The following is an 18095-nucleotide window of genomic DNA, read 5'->3' as shown; positions in this document are numbered from 1 at the left end:
TAAAATCTAAAGGTAGCTCAGACTGTTGATAAAAGGAATCGAGAAGTTCATGCTCGATTCCTTTTTCATTTTTACTTCATGAAAAATAATTCTTTGCTGCCTAATCATACATGGCCCTAAATGAATGAGTTTTGGTAATTCTTACATTGTTCTCGTTCATTGATTTGATTTTTTGAATCTTTTCAACCATAGGAACAAGGCGCGCCCCGTCCGTAGTGGAAATCAACGGTTTTAATTATGAAAGTAAGTGTCATTGACCAAGTGCATGATCGACACTACTATTAAAAGGGAGGGGGGACATCAATATGGTGTATCTTGGAATGATTTTCTTTCAAATTGTCGCACCTATTTTAGTATTACTTGTACTAGGTGCTATTCTACAAAAGAAATTTCGCTTTAATTTAAAAGCATTATCACAGCTTATTACATATTGTTTTATGCCAGCCGCTGTATTTATTAATTTATATGAGACGAATATAAAGCTGTCTGTTCTAGGAGAAGTCGGATTGTTTGTTGTACTTTTTATCGGTAGTCAAATGCTGCTTAGTCACTTTTTAGCGAAAGGGCTTGGCCTCGCCAAAACTGAGGCGGCTGTTTTTAAAAATAGTGTAGTACTCATTAACTCTGGGAACTATGGGATTCCGGTAGCTCAAATGATTTTTGCCACTCAACCTATTGGTGTAGCCATCCAGGTTATACTCGTTATCTTTCAAAACATGACAACGTATACGTATGGTTTATATAATTTAATTTCCTCTACTAAATCGGGCATGACGATTTTTAAGGACTTTATAAAAATGCCTATTATTCACGCTTTAATAATCGGTGTGGCCATGAATTATTTTGATATTGGCATTCCGCAGTTTATTAAAATACCAATAGACCATGTAGCAGATGGTTTTATTGCCGTTGCATTAATCACGCTAGGCGCCCAATTGTCTCAGATGGAGATCAAAACGATGTTTAATAAAACAGTATTCGTCAGCTGCTTCACGCGATTATTTATCGGACCAGCCGTGGCTTTAGTCATTATCTATGCGCTGGGTTTAGATGGGGTTGTGGCACAATCATTATTTATAGCAAGTGCTTTTCCCACATCCCGCAACAGTTCAAGTCTAGCATTAGAGTATGATGTAGAGTCGGCAACAGCTGCACAAACCGTTTTATTCTCAACCATTGTGAGTTGTATAACGGTCACGATTGTGATTTATATTGCGGATGTATTGTTTACCTAATAGAAAATATTTAAATGATAACTTCCATCTCTTAGCAATATCTGCTACACTAGCATCAAACTGAATAGTATTAACTAGGGGGGGTCTGATGAGTCAGGCTGAGAGGGAAACGCATAGAGGTTTCTTGACCCTTTGGACCTGATCTGGCTCATACCAGCGTGGGAAAGTTAAGAAGCTATTGCCTATTACGTGCAATCAATAGACCCTTTACATTCATGGCCGGATCCAATTATTATTTTGGATTCGGCCTTTATTTATTTTATTTGATTGTTGGGTGAGCTAGATTCGGTCCTTGCCTAAAATATATTTAAGGGAGAGAAGTAGCTCATGTCAGCAATTAGTGAAAAGAACATTACGATTATGTCTAACTTTGAAGGAAGTAAAAAGGTTTATGTGGAAGGATCTCGTCCAGATATATTAGTACCAATGCGTGAAATTGCATTAAGTCCGACGACTGGTAGCTTTGGAGATGAAGAAAATGCCCCGATTCGAGTGTATGATACGAGTGGACCATATACAGATCCTTCCTTTCGTGTGGATATTACAAAAGGCTTACCTGCTTTAAGAAGTCCTTGGATACAAGAGCGAGGGGATGTTGAGGAATACGGAGGACGTACGATTAAACCTGAGGATAATGGTTTTCGTCGTGCTGATGATCCACGTATCCATGAAAATGTCTTTCCGGAATTGGTGAGAAAGCCTTTACGTGCAAAGAAGGGTAGAAATGTCACACAGCTTCATTATGCTAGAAAGGGAATTATTACACCTGAGATGGAATTTGTAGCGATACGCGAAAATATGGACCCAGATTTCGTACGTTCAGAGATTGCAGCAGGCCGAGCTATTATGCCTTCCAATATTAATCATCCAGAGGCAGAGCCAATGATTATCGGTCGTAATTTCCATGTGAAAATTAATGCGAACATTGGAAATTCAGCCGTATCATCCTCGATTGCAGAGGAGGTCGAAAAAATGACATGGGCTACACGCTGGGGCGCTGATAATATTATGGATCTATCAACTGGCAAGCATATTCATACAACGAGAGAATGGATTATTCGAAATGCTGCAGTACCCGTTGGGACAGTACCAATTTATCAGGCATTAGAAAAAGTGAATGGTGTGGCTGAGGATTTAACGTGGGAGGTGTACCGTGATACGCTTATTGAACAAGCGGAGCAAGGGGTAGATTATTTCACTATTCATGCAGGTGTCCTTTTACGTTATGTCCCTCTTACCGCAAACCGTGTAACGGGTATTGTGTCTCGGGGTGGGTCCATTATGGCGCAGTGGTGCTTATACCATCATCAAGAGAACTTCCTCTATACTCATTTTGAGGAAATATGCGAAATTATGAAAGCTTATGATGTAGCCTTCTCATTAGGAGATGGCTTACGCCCAGGGTCAATCGCGGATGCTAACGATGAAGCACAATTCGCGGAGCTGGAAACATTAGGCGAATTAACGCAAATCGCATGGAAGCATGATGTTCAAGTAATGGTGGAAGGGCCAGGTCATGTTCCAATGCATTTGATTAAAGAAAATATGGACAAGCAATTAGAGGTTTGTAAGGAAGCTCCCTTCTATACATTAGGTCCATTGACAACAGATATTGCGCCAGGTTATGACCATATTACATCTGCTATTGGAGCGGCGATGATTGGTTGGTTTGGAACTGCTATGCTCTGCTACGTGACACCGAAGGAACATTTAGGTTTACCTAATAGGGAGGATGTTCGAGTAGGGGTTATTACTTATAAAATTGCTGCACATGCTGCAGATTTAGCAAAGGGTCACCCAGGTGCACAGCAACGGGATGATGCACTGTCAAAAGCGCGTTTTGAGTTCCGCTGGCGCGATCAATTTAACCTTTCTCTTGATCCAGAGCGTGCAGTAGAATATCATGATGAAACATTGCCAGCAGAAGGAGCCAAAACGGCTCATTTTTGTTCAATGTGCGGGCCTAAATTTTGTAGCATGAGAATTTCCCAGGATATTCGTAATTATGCTAAAGAAAAGGATTTAAATACAACAGAAGCCATCCATGAAGGTATGAGGGAAAAGTCAGCGGAGTTTAAAAAGGCAGGTAGTCAAATCTATCAATAATAATAGTGCGAGGCTTGTGTTTATTTACTAAACACAAGCCTTTTTTTATGTTGGTTTCACAACTTAATAGGGGAGATGAATAAAAGTAATATATGCCTTTGCAAATAGAAGTGAACGCTTGAACCTAGACGAATACAAAAAAGCTCCACGTGAATTATACATTCACATGGAGTAAAAGTTGGATTTGGATATCAATAATAAGTGGAATATTAAACGTTTGTTGGTTGTTTTACGTATGGATTTGTAAGATCCATACCTTCTAATGAAAGACCCATTGCTTTTGCAACACCTTCACCATATGCTGGATCAGCTAAATAGCAGTGAAGAATGTGACGGCGTTTGATGAATTCCTCAACAGAAGCCATATCATTAGCCGTATTTTCAAATAGACGTTGTTGTTCTTTCGCAGTCATTAGGCGGAAAAGTTTACCTGGTTGCTCGAAGTAATTACTATCGTCTTCACGGAAATCATGAATTCCTGCATGACCATCGATGTGTAACTCAGGCTCTTTATGGTCTAAATTATGTTCCCATTCACCATAGCTATTTGGTTCATAGCCTAGTGTTGATCCAAGGTTGCCGTCAAAACGCATAGAGCCATCTCGGTGGAAAGTACGGAATGGACATTTTGGTGCGTTAACAGGAAGCATATAGTGGTTTACACCTAAACGGTAGCGTTGTGCATCCGCATAGGCAAAGATACGACCTTGTAACATTTTATCTGGTGAGAAGCTGATACCAGGGACGATGTTAGATGGTGCAAAGGCAGCTTGTTCCACTTCTGCAAAGTAGTTGTCCGGGTTTTTATTTAACTCAAACTCACCTACAGGAATTAATGGGAAATCTTTTTTATACCATACTTTTGTTAAATCGAATGGGTTGTATGGTAGCTCACGAGCTTGCTCCTCTGTCATAACCTGAATATACATTTTCCATTTAGGGAAATTGCCTTTTTCGATGGCTTCATATAAATCACGTTGTGAAGATTCACGGTCTTGACCGATTACCTCAGTTGCTTCATCACCTGTTAAATTTTTAATGCCTTGTTCTGTACGGAAGTGGAATTTAACCCAAACACGCTCATTATCAGCATTGATAAAGCTATATGTGTGAGAACCAAATCCGTGCATATTACGGTAACCAGTTGGAATACCACGGTCGGACATTACAATTGTAACTTGGTGAAGTGCTTCTGGTAATAGAGTCCAGAAATCCCAGTTAGAATTAGCGTTTTTCATATTTGTACGTGGATCACGTTTGACCACGTGGTTTAAATCTGTAAAGTGTAGTGGATCACGGAAGAAAAATACTGGTGTATTGTTTCCTACTAAATCCCAGTTGCCTTCTTCAGTATAGAACTTAAGGGCAAAGCCGCGGATATCGCGCTCAGCATCTGCTGCACCACGCTCACCAGCAACTGTGGAGAATCGTGCGAACATATCAGTTTTCTGGCCCACTTCTGAGAAGATTTTAGCTTTTGTATATTGAGTTATATCGTGCGTTACAGTAAAAGTACCAAATGCACCTGAACCTTTCGCATGCATACGACGTTCAGGGATTACTTCACGATTGAAGTTTGCTAATTTTTCAACTAGCCATACATCTTGAAGTAATAGAGGGCCGCGTGGACCTGCTGACATAGAGTCATGGTTACTTACTACTGGAGCACCACCTGCTGTTGTAAAACGACGGCTACGATCATTTGCGTTTGTCATATTAGTTACCTCCTGAAAATAATATAAGTCAAACTCTTCGTCTATAACTATAACAAATATAAAATAGAATTGCTAGTACATTATAATAATTATCGTTAAAGAATTTTTATAGTAAGATATAAAATATAAATATATGCACCGAAGAGCCTATTTATGCTTAATCCTCGTCCTAAATTTCTTGTTAAATAAACTATATATAAACAGTATTTATACTGTAAAAGAAAAGAAGTAAAAGAATTAACACCCATAACACAAGCCTTTATTGAAAATGAAAATAACTAATTGAAAATTATATGCAACATTCTTTTTAGTTTTTTCGGTATCGATGGGGAGTCATACCGATTTGTTGTTTAAATATTTTAATAAAATAATTTGGATCATCAAAACCGTTTAAATGAGCAATCTCACTAATTGAAAAATCTGTTTCTACTAGCATCTTACTAGCGTTTTGAATTCTAACTTGCTGTATATAGCGCTTAAATGGCAAGCCCTGTTTCTTCGAAAAAATCGTACTTAAATAATTGGGGCTGATGCCAAGCTTACGGGCGACAAAGGGAAGAGACAAGGAACTATCTTTAAATTGCTGATCAATAATTTCTAAAGCGAGCTCAACATAATCGGCTCTTTTCTCCATGCGGGCTTCACGGGCTAGCTCTATTAATCTCTGTGTGAAAGAAATAATGCCATTGAGAATCGTATAAAAAATAGGATGCTCAATAATTAAATGGAATAGCTGGCGGTAGTTTTGTTCAATGACTGCTTTTTCGTGTAGTTTATATTTCAACATAAAGCGCCGAATTTGTGCTAACACACTTGTTAGATGGATGCGTAGGTCATCCTGCTCGTAATAGATGCCTTCATTAGAAAGTCGATATAAAAATGTTTTTACGGCTTCGAGATTACCCTCCTCCAGGCTACTTATTAATAATTGTTGTTCCTCTGGTGTTAGTAATGGATCAAAGGGGTGTATTTCAAATTGTTTACTTGCGTAAAAAATATGCCCGAATCCTTCGTAAAAACTTTGATGAAGTGTACGCTTTGTTAATGTATACATATTTTTAATGCTTGTAGTCGGTCCATCATATATCCCGATATTTAAAGAACTATTGCTAAACAAACGCCATTCCTTCATAAGAGTACGTACATCCTTCTCTACCAGCTTTATGTCTTGCGTTTGAAAAAGGCAGACGATTCTATTCGATAAAGGATAGGTTTTCATATGGAAATGAATAGATGTTTGTTGAAGCCAATTGTAAAGCTTGTTATAGGTTTCAGTGTGCTCAGGTTCAATTATTGTAAAGTAAATGCCAGTTTCAATAGAGTTTGATTTCGTATCCAAAAATAAATGATTATAAAATGATTCATTTGCAGCCTCCTGGGCATAATCTGTATTTTGTGGTGAGCGCAAGGAAATGCCTGTCAGTTTTTGCTTTAATACTTCTAAATCAATGGGCTTTACAAACAGATGAGCTACCTGTAAATCAATGGCTTTCAATGCGTTTTTAAATAAGGGTTCTGTTGTTACGGCTAAAATAGCACCTGCAAGTTTTTGTAGATCTCGATAAAGAGAAGTTAAGCGATTATTAGGGATCATGTCGATATTTAACAGTATGGCATCCGGTTCAAATTGACGGATGTATTGAGGTACATCTGAAATAGTCGTGCACATGTCAATGAGAACATCGCCTGGAAAATAGGTATGTAAAAACCACTTAATGCCTGCTAGTTCAGTGGGGTCTCGATCGATTAATAACAGCTTCATAACATCTAACCTCGCTTATAATATTCTAGTTTCATATAAAAATACGATTATATTATTAAAAATAACATAGGAATCTGAAAAAAATCATGTTTTCTCTTTTAAAATTCTCTATATTCTGAAAAAGGTAGTTAGTACAATGGAAATAGAGTAATTAACCATCATTCAGCAGGACACTCATTTACAATGTAAACGCTTAAAGTAGTTGAATGCGGATGTTTTAGTGATTACGTTAAAATGAATTTTACATAAGCCATAAATGGAATAGGGGGATGTCATGTGAAGTCGATCATCGAGCTTGATGGCAATACATTAACAAGACAACAAATTGAGGAAATCGCTAAAGGGCATGCAACAGTTGCACTTGCTACAGATAGTATAGAACGTATTCGTTTAAGTAGGGAACGGATCGAAAAGCGCTTAGCGGAGGGACAAACGATTTATGGTGTGAATACAGGTTTTGGCAAACTAAGCAATATAAAAATTGAGGAAGACGATATTGAGCTATTGCAACTGAACTTATTACGATCGGATGCAACAGGTGTGGGCCATCCGTTTCCTACTGATGTTGTACGTGCCATGATGGTTTTACGTGCAAATGCCTTAGCTCGTGGATTTTCAGGTATTCGTGAGGAAACGGTACAGCTTTTATTAGATTTTATTAATAAAGGCGTACACCCAATTGTCCCGTCACAAGGTTCGGTTGGAGCAAGTGGAGATTTAGCGCCATTATCACATTTAGCTTTAGTCCTAGTGGGAGAAGGTAAGGCTGAGTTTAATGGAGAAGTGATGAGTGGTAGTGAGGCGTTACAGCAAGCGGGGTTATCACCTGTTCGACTACAAGCTAAAGAGGGGCTGGCACTTGTAAACGGTACACAGGCTATGACAGGAATCGGTGTCTTAACCGTTAATGAGGCTGAAAGAATTGGGCTTGCGGCGGATATGGCTGCTAGTTTAACACTAGAAGCATTGAAGGGAATCACATCTGCGTTTGACCCAGCCCTTTTAGCGGTAAGGCCACATCCTGAGTTAGAGCTTGTTGGCGGTCGTATTCGTAAGTGGCTTGAGGGAAGTAAGCGAGTGACAAAGCAAGGAGAAATTCGTATGCAGGATGCATATTCACTGCGCTGTATTCCACAAGTGCACGGTGCTTCCTGGCAGTCTTTCTTTTACGCGGAGAACCGAGTACAAACTGAAATGAACGCCACGACCGATAATCCGATTGTTTTAGAAAACGGTGAAGTACTATCGGGTGGCCATTTTCATGGTCAACCAATTGCTTTAGCGATGGACTTTTTAAAAATTGGGGTAAGTGAATGGGCTAATATTTCAGAACGCCGTACAGAGCGAATGGTGAATCCTCAATTAAATGAAGGGTTACCACCATTTTTAGCGACAAACCCCGGGATTGAGTGCGGTCTGATGATTGCTCAATATACAGCAGCATCCATTGTCTCAGAAAATAAAGTGTTGGCTCATCCTTCTAGTGTAGATTCAATTCCTACATCAGGGAATCAGGAAGACCATGTAAGTATGGGGACAACTTCTGCTCGTCAAGTACGTCAGATTGTCCGAAATGCTGCCCTAGTTATAGCGATAGAAATGATTTGTGCATCACAGGCTATTTATTTAGATAAAGCGGAGGAACAATTATCACCAACCACACGAAAGTATTTAGAGAAAGTTCGTGAGTTTTGTCCACCGCTATTAGCAGATCAGCCGATCGGTGATGAAATTGAGGCGTTGGCGGAGTATTTATTAACTAGTGATGCTCTAGTAAAGGAATATATGTAAAGTTGCTTAAAAGATTTTAAGTTGGAAGAGCTGAGGCGAGACTTGGTTTTCTAAGTCGCCTCTGCTTTATAAGGGATTATTCGTTTTGATGTCTGAATATTCAGTTTTATTTATTATTAATGTATTTATTATTTTAAAGGAGCGTGTTTTTTTATGGTATTTAAAACAAGTATTCGTGCACCACATGGGAATCAACTAACTTGTAAAGGATGGACACAGGAAGCAGCGATGCGCATGCTGATGAACAATCTTGATCCTGAAGTAGCGGAGAATCCAGATGAGCTGATTGTTTACGGAGGTATTGGAAAGGCAGCTCGTAATTGGGAAAGTTATGAGCAAATTATTGCTTCATTAAAAAAACTAGAGAATGATGAGACATTATTGATCCAATCAGGGAAGCCCGTAGCTGTATTCCGTACACATGAACATTCTCCGCGTGTTTTAATTGCCAATTCCAATCTTGTACCAGCGTGGGCTAATTGGGACCATTTCTATGAATTAGAAGATCGAGATTTAATGATGTATGGTCAAATGACTGCTGGAAGCTGGATTTATATCGGCGCACAAGGTATTTTACAAGGTACTTATTTATCCTTCGTAGAAGCAGGGAAAAAAGTATTTGGCTCTGCAGATTTACGCGGTAAATTCATCCTTACAGGTGGTATGGGTGGGATGAGTGGTGCACAACCTCTAGCGGGGAAAATGGCTGGCGCTGTCATTCTAGTTGTAGAAGTAGAGCGTGCCCGCATTGAACGTAAAATAAAAGAGGGCTATTGTGATTATCTTGTAGAAACTGTGGATGAAGCGGTTGCATTAGTAAATAAATTACGTGACCAAAAAGAACCAGCCTCGATTGGCCTTGTTGGAAATTGTGCAGACGTCAATCGTGAACTGTTGAATCGAGGGATCATTCCAGACTTTGTCACAGACCAAACCTCTGCACATGACCCGATAAATGGCTATATACCGAATAACATGACATTTGAGGAAGCATTAGCACTTCGTAAATCAGATGTAAAAACATATGAACGAAGAGCTAAGGAAACTATGGCAGAGCATGTTCGTACAATGCTAGAGTTCCAAGAGGCTGGTGCAGAGGTGTTTGATTATGGCAATAATATTCGCGCCTATGCTAAAGAAATGGGCGTAACCAATGCTTTTGATTTCCCAGGCTTCGTACCAGCCTATATTCGTCCGTTGTTCTGTGAAGGGAAAGGGCCATTCCGCTGGGCTGCGCTTTCGGGAGACCCTGAGGATATTTATAAAACGGATGCACTTGCGAAAGAGATGTTCGCTGAAGATGAAGGTCTAGTTAATTGGATCGATATGGCACAAAAAATGGTTAAATGGCAAGGATTACCTGCACGTATTTGTTGGCTAGGCTATGGCGACCGTCATCGCTTTGCGTTAAAAGTAAATGAAATGGTAGCGAATGGTGAGTTATCAGCTCCAATTGTTTTTGGTCGTGATCATCTTGATTCAGGTTCTGTTGCTTCGCCAAACCGTGAAACAGAAGGGATGTTGGATGGTTCAGATGCAGTATCGGATTGGCCGATTTTAAATGCGCTAGTTAATACAGCAAGCGGCGCCAGCTGGGTAAGTGTTCACCATGGTGGTGGCGTAGGTATGGGCTATTCACAGCATGCAGGGCAAGTGTTAGTAGCGGACGGATCGGAGCTAGCAGCAGAGAAAATTGCACGCGTATTAATTTCAGACCCTGGTATGGGTGTGGCTCGTCACGCAGATGCAGGCTATGACATTGCTATTCGGACAGCTAAAAACAAAGGTGTGCAAATACCAATGTTAAAGGATGATGTAAAGTGACTGTCTTAATTAAAAATGCTAATGAAGTGATTACATTAAAAAATAATGTACGAGGACCTCGCACAAAGGAGCAAATGCAAGAAATTGCTATAGTGGAAAATGGTAGTGTTCTTATTGAAGAAGATCGAATTGTTGCTGTAGGTGCTTTAGAGCAATTAGAGGTAGATTTTCCTGAACTAGTGAAGAAGGCTACTACAATTGATGCTTCTGGTAAGGTCGTTATGCCAGGGTTAGTGGACTGTCATACACATCTCGTACATGGAGGAACCCGTGAAGAAGAGTTTAATATGCGGCTCAATGGTTCTACCTATATGGAAATTATGAATACGGGTGGTGGCATTCACGCTACAACAAAGCGTACACGAGAAACTAGCTTTGATGAGTTGTATGAAAAAACAAGGAAGCACTTAGATATATTTTTAAAGCATGGAGTCACAACCGTTGAAGCCAAATCAGGCTATGGATTGGATTGGGAGACGGAAAAGAAGCAGCTTGAAGTAGCGAAAAAGTTGCAAGCAACGCATGATATGGATGTTATTAGTACTTTTATGGGTGCACATGCAGTACCTCGCGACTATAAAGGGCGTGAGGATGAGTTTGTGGATGTTTTGATTCATGAAATGCTACCAAAAGTTGCAGAGTTAGAACTGGCTGAATTTAATGATGTATTTTGTGAAAAAGGTGTCTTTACACCAGAACAATCTGAGCGTATTTTAGAGGCTGGGAAAGCCCTTGGATTAACACCGAAAATACATGCCGATGAAATTGAGCCTTATAAAGGTGCTGAACTTGCTGCAGAAGTGGGAGCCATTTCGGCAGAGCATTTGTTAGTAGCCTCTGATGAAGGTATTCAAAAAATGGCTGAAGCGGGTACAATTGCTGTCTTGCTGCCAGGAACTGCATTCTTTTTACGTGCTCCGTTCGCAAGAGGCCGTCTAATGATTGATGAAGGGGTACCTGTAGCCATTTCAACGGACTTTAATCCAGGATCATCTCCGACTATGAGTCTACCATTTATAATGAATTTAGCTTGCATGCATATGGGAATGACACTAGAGGAGGTACTAACGGCAACAACAATTAATGCCGCGTATGCAGTGAATCGAGGCGAACAAATAGGTTCCCTTGAAGTGGATAAAAAAGCGGATGTTATTATTTTAGATGTTGCTAATTATAAGCAATTACAATACTTCTATGGCATGAACCATACAAATACAGTTATTAAAAATGGGCAAGTTGTTGTACAAAATGGAATTTTGCTGAAAGAACAATAAAGTAAATGGGCATAAATAAGGCATAAAAGCTTTATTTATGCTTTTTTATTTTGATTAAAAAAATCTGATGATAATAGCTCTTTGAGGTACTAAATAAATAGGTTGCATTTTTTTCGGTAGGGGTTTATAATTCAATTAAATAGTAATTCGTTAATTACAAATTACTAAAACCTTGTAATGATTAAAGGGGTTATATGATGTCAAAATTTCGGACGGAAGAAGAAATGCTAGCGCATTATGATTCTTCAAAATATAAAACACCTGATGGATACACAGCAGATATCGCAATTTTTACGATTACTTCGGAGAAAACAGAAGAAAAGGCACCGCCAAACATGACACTTAAAATTATGTTAATTAAGCGTGCTGCTAAAGATGCTGATGGAAATGCCAATATTGAAGGTGGAAAATGGGCGCTTCCGGGTGGGTTTGTAGATGCTCATCAAAAGGAATCAGCCTATATTGCAGCAAAAAGAGAGTTAAAAGAAGAGACGAATGTAGAAGGGTTACATGTTCAGCACTTTGGTGTTTACGATGATATCAATCGAGATCCTCGTGGCTGGATGATTTCAAATGCTTTTTATGCGATTGTTCCTGAGGAGCATATGGAACAGCGACAAGCAAATGATGATGCAGATGATGTAGAGTTATTTGATATTGAAAATGTATTTACACTTCAACTAGCCTTTGATCATCGTAAAATCATTGCAGATGCACTCGAATTTATTAAAAAAGACATGGTGCAAACAACCGTTGCTAAAAATTTTTTACCGCAAGAGTTTACCTTATCAGAATTACAACGGGTACTACTGACAGTTGAAGACGATCCACGAATCGCTAATGATTCTGTATTTTTTACAAAAGCACCTAAACTACCTTTTATCGAAAAAGTAGTGGATGTGGAAGGAAAACCGAAGAAAACAAAACGTAATTCGTTTAGGCCATCACAGCTGTATACTTTTAATGATTTTGAAGTAGTGGAATCAATTTATCATTAGGAAAGATTCGTCTTTCCTGATAACTTTAAAAACAGTAATTTGTAATTTAAGTATTACTAATTAAAAATTGGAGTGATAAAACGATGAAAAAGAGAGCATTAATTAATATTGATTACACTGTTGATTTTGTTGCAACTGATGGAGCTCTAACTTGTGGGGAGCCGGGACAACAGCTTGAGCAGGCGATTGTTAATTTAACAAGTGAATTTATCTCAAATAATGAGTTCACAGTATTCGCTATAGATGTTCATGAGCAAGAAGATGTTTATCATCCTGAAACAAAGCTATTTCCTCCACATAATATTCGTCATACCAAAGGGCGAGATTTATACGGGGCTTTAAAAACATTGTACGAAGGTAAGCAAGAATTGGAACATGTCTATTATATAGATAAAACTCGTTACTCGGCCTTTGCAGGGACAGATTTGGAGTTGAAATTGCGTGAAAGAGGAATTACAGAGCTTCATTTAATTGGTGTTTGTACAGACATCTGTGTTCTTCATACGGCTGTAGATGCTTATAATAAAGGGTTCGATCTTGTCATTCATAAAAACGCTGTCGCATCCTTTAATCAAACAGGACATGAGTGGGCTTTAAGTCATTTTGAGCATACACTTGGTGCCTCTGTTATTTGATAGTAAAGAATGGAGGGAAATGACGTGAAATACGCAGATGATAGTTTCATGTTACACACCGATTTATACCAAATAAATATGGTACAGACCTATTGGAAGGACGCGGTTCATCAACGAAAGGCTGTTTTTGAGCTGTATTTTAGAAAACTTCCATTTGGCAATGGTTATGCGATATTCGCTGGCTTAAAAAAAGTAATGGAGTTTATTAATAACTTTGGTTTTTCTCAAAGTGATATTGAATATTTGCGTGAAGAAGGGAACTATCCAGAGGAATTTCTCCACTATCTCCAGAATCTAAAGTTTACAGGAACTATAAGGGGGATGAGAGAAGGAGAGTTGGTTTTTGCCAATGAACCTATTTTGCGAATCGAGGCACCATTGGCTGAAGCGCAATTAATAGAAACCCCCTTGCTAAATATTGTTAATTTCCAAACGCTAATCGCGACGAAAGCCTCGCGTATTAAAGAAGTGACGGGTGAGGATGTTATGATGGAGTTTGGAACCCGTCGTGCTCACGAATTCGATGCGGCAATTTGGGGAACTCGTGCTGCTTATATCGGTGGCTTTTCTGCAACAAGTAATGTGCGTGCAGGTAAATTATTTGGTATTCCAGTTTCAGGAACACATGCGCATGCTATGATTCAAACCTATAGAGATGAATATACTGCGTTTAAAAAATATGCAGCTGCACATAAAGACTGTGTATTCTTAGTAGATACTTATGATACGTTACGGTCAGGTGTTCCGAATGCCATCAAAGTAGCGAAGGAATTGGGAGATCAAATTAATTTTATTGGTATCCGTTTAGACAGTGGTGATTTAGCCTATTTATCAAAGGTAGCAAGAAAAATGCTAGATGATGCAGGCTTTAAGGAAACAAAAATTATGGCATCCAATGATTTAGACGAATATACTATTATGCATTTAAAATCTCAAGGGGCGAAAATTGATGCTTGGGGAATCGGCACGAAGCTAATTACAGCCTACGATCAAGCTGCTTTAGGTGGAGTATACAAGTTAGTCTCTATTGAAAATGAAAATGGGGAAATGGTTGATACTATAAAAATCTCTGCGAATCCAGAAAAGGTGACGACTCCTGGGCGCAAACGAGTCTATCGTATTGTTAATAATGAGAATGGTCATGCTGAAGGTGACTATATTGCCCTTGATGAGGAAAATATTCAGCAAACAGAACGATTAAAGATGTTCCACCCTGTTCATACGTATATAACTAAGTTTGTGACGAATTTTACAGCGATCGAGTTACATGAAAGCATTGTAGAAAATGGGAAAGTAGTATTTGAGGAACCTACAATTCAAGAGACACAAGCATATGCAAAGAAAAATTTAAAATTATTATGGTGTGAGTACAAACGAACGATGAACCCGGAAGAGTACCCAGTTGATTTGAGTCAGGCTTGCTGGGATCACAAGAGAGCTATTATTCATGATATTAAAGAAAAAATTTCGAAGAAGATGGATACTAGATAAAAAATGACAGGAGGAAGATACGATGGCGAGAATAGGTATTTATGGTTCATCCTTTGATCCTATCACCAATGTTCATCTTTGGACTGCTAGCACGGTTGCACACCGTTGTAAATTAGATAAGGTCATATTTTTACCCTGTTCAAATAAGCGAAAAGATAAAACTATAAAAACAGAAGATAAGCATCGGTGGAATATGCTACATTTAGCAATTGCTAAGGATGATCGTTTTATAGCAGATTCCTATGAGATGGATCAAGAGGGATGGAATATTTACACGTATGACACGATGAAATACTTTAGGGAAAAACATCCAGAAGATGAAATCCACTTTATTATGGGCGCAGATTTATTAGTAGACATTGGAGCAGGATTATGGAAAAAGGGAGACGCATTAGTTACCGAAAATAAATTCATAGTTATGGCGAGGCATGGGGTTGATATGCTATCAACAATTAGCCGATCCCCGATTTTAAGAAATAATGATGATGGGAGATTTCACCTTATTGATAAGGGCTTAGCCATGGAAATTAGCTCTACCTATATTCGGGAAGAATTTGCGATGGGTGGAGAGCCAAGATATCTTTTGCCCAATGCTTGTTATGACTATATTAAAGAACATCATCTATATAAGAAATAAAAGTGTGGTTGCATGCCACACTTATTTTAATTTTGAAAAGATGGTGACTTTTACTATTTCTAGCCATTCGTAAGCTATAATAGAAATAGCAATGGTGACGGCTTTTTTGCTGTCAAAAATTTTAATGATTAATGTTAGAAAGGAATTCATGAATGTGCAGCTTACATTAACATTTCTTATTTTAGGTGCAACAATTTTCGCATTTGTGACCAATAAAATACGAGCAGATCTTGTAGCAATTGTGTCACTTTTAGCATTTGTTATTACAGATATTCTAACGCCCACAGAGGCATTAGCTGGATTTTCAAACTCTGTAGTTTTAATGATTGCAGGGCTTTTCGTCGTGGGTGCAGGAATATTACGCACAGGTCTTGCGGGAATGGCAGGACAGTTATTACTTAAATGGTCGGGCAATAGTGAGTTGAAACTATTTGTATTACTACTCATCATTGTTGGATCTGTCGGTGCATTTATGAGCAATACAGGTACTGTCGCATTAATGATGCCAATAGTTGTAAGTATAGCGATTAGTATGAAGGTCAGCCCTTCTAAATTTTTATTGCCACTCTCATACGTAGCTAGTCTATCGGGTCTTATGACGTTGATTGCGTCCCCAACCAATTTAATTGTCAGTCAGTTATTGGTAGATAGAGGATATAGCAAACTTGGATTTTTTGAGATAACTCCAATTGGTATAGTGGGTATGATTGCAGGAATTGCTTATCTAGTACTTGTGCGCAATATTCTGTTACCGAAAGATCAACATCGTACGCAAACAAATGAGGGCTATAAGCTTTCACCCAAGAAAATCATAAAGCAATATGATTTAAATAATCGACTATTCAAAATTTCTGTTCCAGAAGAATCACCTATTATTGAAACGTCGTTAGCAGAGTTAAAGCTACCAGCCAAGTACACGCTCTGTATGATGAAAATTCATCGCAAGTCACAAGAAGGTATCAATTTACTACCTATGACGTATCAAGAAATGGCTGGTCCCACAAGTGTGATTCATGCAAAGGACGAGCTGTATGTTCAAGGGGAAGAAGCGGATATTCGTCACTTTGTTGAGGATTATCACCTCGAGATGCAAGGATTAGTAGAAGGGGAAGCTGATGAATTGGTTTCGAAGCACCTCGGTATTGCAGAGGTATTGCTTACGCCAAATTCAAGCTTTATCAATGAAACAGTTAGTTCGTTAGGGTTTAGAGAAAAATACAATCTAAATATAATTGGTATTAATCGTAAGGGTGGTTATAAACTCCAAGACATGGTTTCGCATAAGTTGAAATTTGGAGACGCTATTTTAGTGCAAGGAGCTTGGGATGAAATTCTTTTATTAGCGAGAGAGACCCAAGATGTTGTGGTTGTGGGTCAGCCAAAAGAACACGCGAGTGTAGCAGCGGCAACAGGAAAAGCTGGTATTGCGGGGATTATTATGCTGTTTATGATTATGTTAATGGCATTTGAAATTTTCCCTGCTGTTATTTCTGTTATGATTGGTGCCGTTTTAATGATATTAACTGGTTGCTTACGGAACATGGAAGATGCGTATAGCAATATGAATTTTGAAAGTATAGTGCTAGTGGCCGCTATGCTACCAATGGCGACAGCGTTAGAAAAAACAGGAGGCATGGCTATATTATCTGACGGGATTATTAAAGTTCTTGGTGACTATGGTCCCTATGGTGTCCTCATAGGTGTTTATATTTTGACAGCTGTCTTTGGACAATTTATTAGTAATACGGCGACGGCTGTATTGTTTGCACCAATAGCTATGAGTGCTGCAATAGCAATGGAGGTTAATCCTACAACATTTATGATTGCAGTAGCAGTAGCCGCGAGTATGGCGTTTGCCACACCAATTGCATCCCCAACTAATGCGCTGGTAATGACAGCTGGGGGCTATAAATTTATGGACTTTGTAAGAATAGGGATACCGTTACAAATTGTTATGTTTATTGTCATGATGATAACTATCCCATTCTTTTTCCCATTATAAAATTCAGTTTAAGACTATAGATAAACTCAAACTTTTGAGTTTATCTATAGTCTTTTTTGAAATCAAGTAAAGTCGTTGACTCCATTTAGGAGTGTAGTGCCCCTCATTCCAGTTCACCTTTATATAAAAAACTGCATCTACATACTGAAAGATCGGTTTAATATCGATTTTTTTCCTGCTATCCAAAAAAATCTATTAATTTTTTCTTGTAAGATATGATAAAATTATATTTTAATTAGTGGTATAACATAAACCTTAAGGGTGAAAATATTATTTGTAGTCAAAGGTTTATTTTGATTATTAATATAGGAAGTAATTCTATGTCGAGAAAAAAGTTAAACTTTTTTTGAAAAAGTGTTGACCTTTTAAAAATAAGGGTGTAGTATTATACAAGTCGCCACGGTGACACGCTAAAACAAAGCAAAACATGAACCTTGAAAACTGAACAAGCAAAACGTAATCAATAAAGTTTTAAGTAACTAGCTTAGCTAGTGAACAAAACAAAATTTTGGACATCAAAATTGATGCCAGCAAAACAATTTGAGCTAATCAAATTTCTTTTATGGAGAGTTTGATCCTGGCTCAGGACGAACGCTGGCGGCGTGCCTAATACATGCAAGTCGAG

General features: G+C 38.5%; 12 protein-coding genes, 1 rRNA gene and 1 riboswitch. Of the genes, 11 read left to right on the top strand and 2 right to left on the bottom strand.

Features of this window, described 5'->3' with window-relative positions:
• Positions 1 to 305: 305 nt before the first annotated feature.
• Both C9J29_RS18435 and thiC read left to right on the top strand, forming a co-directional pair.
• Positions 306 to 1235 (top strand): AEC family transporter, encoded by a 930-nt coding sequence (locus C9J29_RS18435; RefSeq protein ID WP_090003035.1) that lies wholly within the window; start codon positions 306 to 308, stop codon positions 1233 to 1235.
• A 66-nt stretch (positions 1236 to 1301) separates the two neighbouring features.
• Positions 1302 to 1417, top strand: a riboswitch (TPP riboswitch).
• Positions 1418 to 1562: 145 nt separating this feature from the next.
• Positions 1563 to 3341, top strand: a complete 1779-nt coding sequence (thiC, locus tag C9J29_RS18430) for a phosphomethylpyrimidine synthase ThiC (RefSeq protein WP_107922583.1) — start codon at positions 1563 to 1565, stop codon at positions 3339 to 3341.
• A 209-nt stretch (positions 3342 to 3550) separates the two neighbouring features.
• Here thiC and C9J29_RS18425 read toward each other — a convergent pair whose 3' ends face one another.
• Both C9J29_RS18425 and C9J29_RS18420 read right to left on the bottom strand, forming a co-directional pair.
• Positions 3551 to 5056: a catalase gene (locus C9J29_RS18425; RefSeq protein WP_107922582.1), complete on the bottom strand. Its 1506-nt coding sequence runs from the start codon at positions 5054 to 5056 to the stop codon at positions 3551 to 3553.
• A 307-nt stretch (positions 5057 to 5363) separates the two neighbouring features.
• Complete coding sequence (locus C9J29_RS18420) at positions 5364 to 6818, bottom strand: response regulator transcription factor (RefSeq protein ID WP_107922581.1); 1455 nt, start codon at positions 6816 to 6818, stop codon at positions 5364 to 5366.
• Positions 6819 to 7094: 276 nt separating this feature from the next.
• Here C9J29_RS18420 and hutH point away from each other — a divergent pair, with 276 nt between their 5' ends.
• From hutH to C9J29_RS18375, 9 genes are all read left to right on the top strand, one after another.
• Complete coding sequence (gene hutH, locus C9J29_RS18415) at positions 7095 to 8609, top strand: histidine ammonia-lyase (RefSeq protein ID WP_107922580.1); 1515 nt, start codon at positions 7095 to 7097, stop codon at positions 8607 to 8609.
• A gap of 153 nt (positions 8610 to 8762) precedes the next feature.
• Positions 8763 to 10433 carry a urocanate hydratase gene (gene hutU, locus C9J29_RS18410; RefSeq protein ID WP_089986932.1) on the top strand — a complete coding sequence of 557 codons (1671 nt, stop codon included), beginning with the start codon at positions 8763 to 8765 and terminating at the stop codon, positions 10431 to 10433.
• Complete coding sequence (gene hutI / locus C9J29_RS18405; protein ID WP_089986933.1) at positions 10430 to 11707, top strand: imidazolonepropionase; 1278 nt, start codon at positions 10430 to 10432, stop codon at positions 11705 to 11707. Before hutU ends, hutI begins: the two co-directional genes overlap by 4 nt.
• Positions 11708 to 11904: 197 nt before the next feature.
• Complete coding sequence (locus C9J29_RS18400; protein ID WP_089986934.1) at positions 11905 to 12705, top strand: NUDIX domain-containing protein; 801 nt, start codon at positions 11905 to 11907, stop codon at positions 12703 to 12705.
• Positions 12706 to 12788: 83 nt separating this feature from the next.
• Positions 12789 to 13340, top strand: a complete 552-nt coding sequence (locus C9J29_RS18395; RefSeq protein ID WP_036220239.1) for a cysteine hydrolase family protein — start codon at positions 12789 to 12791, stop codon at positions 13338 to 13340.
• 9 nt (positions 13341 to 13349) lie between these two features.
• On the top strand, positions 13350 to 14831 hold the full coding sequence (locus C9J29_RS18390) for a nicotinate phosphoribosyltransferase (RefSeq protein WP_107922579.1): 1482 nt from the start codon (positions 13350 to 13352) through the stop codon (positions 14829 to 14831).
• A 22-nt stretch (positions 14832 to 14853) separates the two neighbouring features.
• On the top strand, positions 14854 to 15468 hold the full coding sequence (gene nadD / locus C9J29_RS18385; RefSeq protein WP_089986936.1) for a nicotinate-nucleotide adenylyltransferase: 615 nt from the start codon (positions 14854 to 14856) through the stop codon (positions 15466 to 15468).
• A 148-nt stretch (positions 15469 to 15616) separates the two neighbouring features.
• Positions 15617 to 17470: an SLC13 family permease gene (locus C9J29_RS18380; RefSeq protein ID WP_089986939.1), complete on the top strand. Its 1854-nt coding sequence runs from the start codon at positions 15617 to 15619 to the stop codon at positions 17468 to 17470.
• A 559-nt stretch (positions 17471 to 18029) separates the two neighbouring features.
• Positions 18030 to 18095, top strand: a 16S ribosomal RNA gene (locus tag C9J29_RS18375); the annotation flags it as partial.

The sequence above is a fragment of the Lysinibacillus fusiformis genome, assembly GCF_003049525.1.
GTDB classification, from domain to species: domain Bacteria; phylum Bacillota; class Bacilli; order Bacillales_A; family Planococcaceae; genus Lysinibacillus; species Lysinibacillus fusiformis.
The sequence above is the reverse complement of the archived record's forward strand: the minus strand, read 5'-3'. Positions and strand labels throughout refer to the sequence as shown.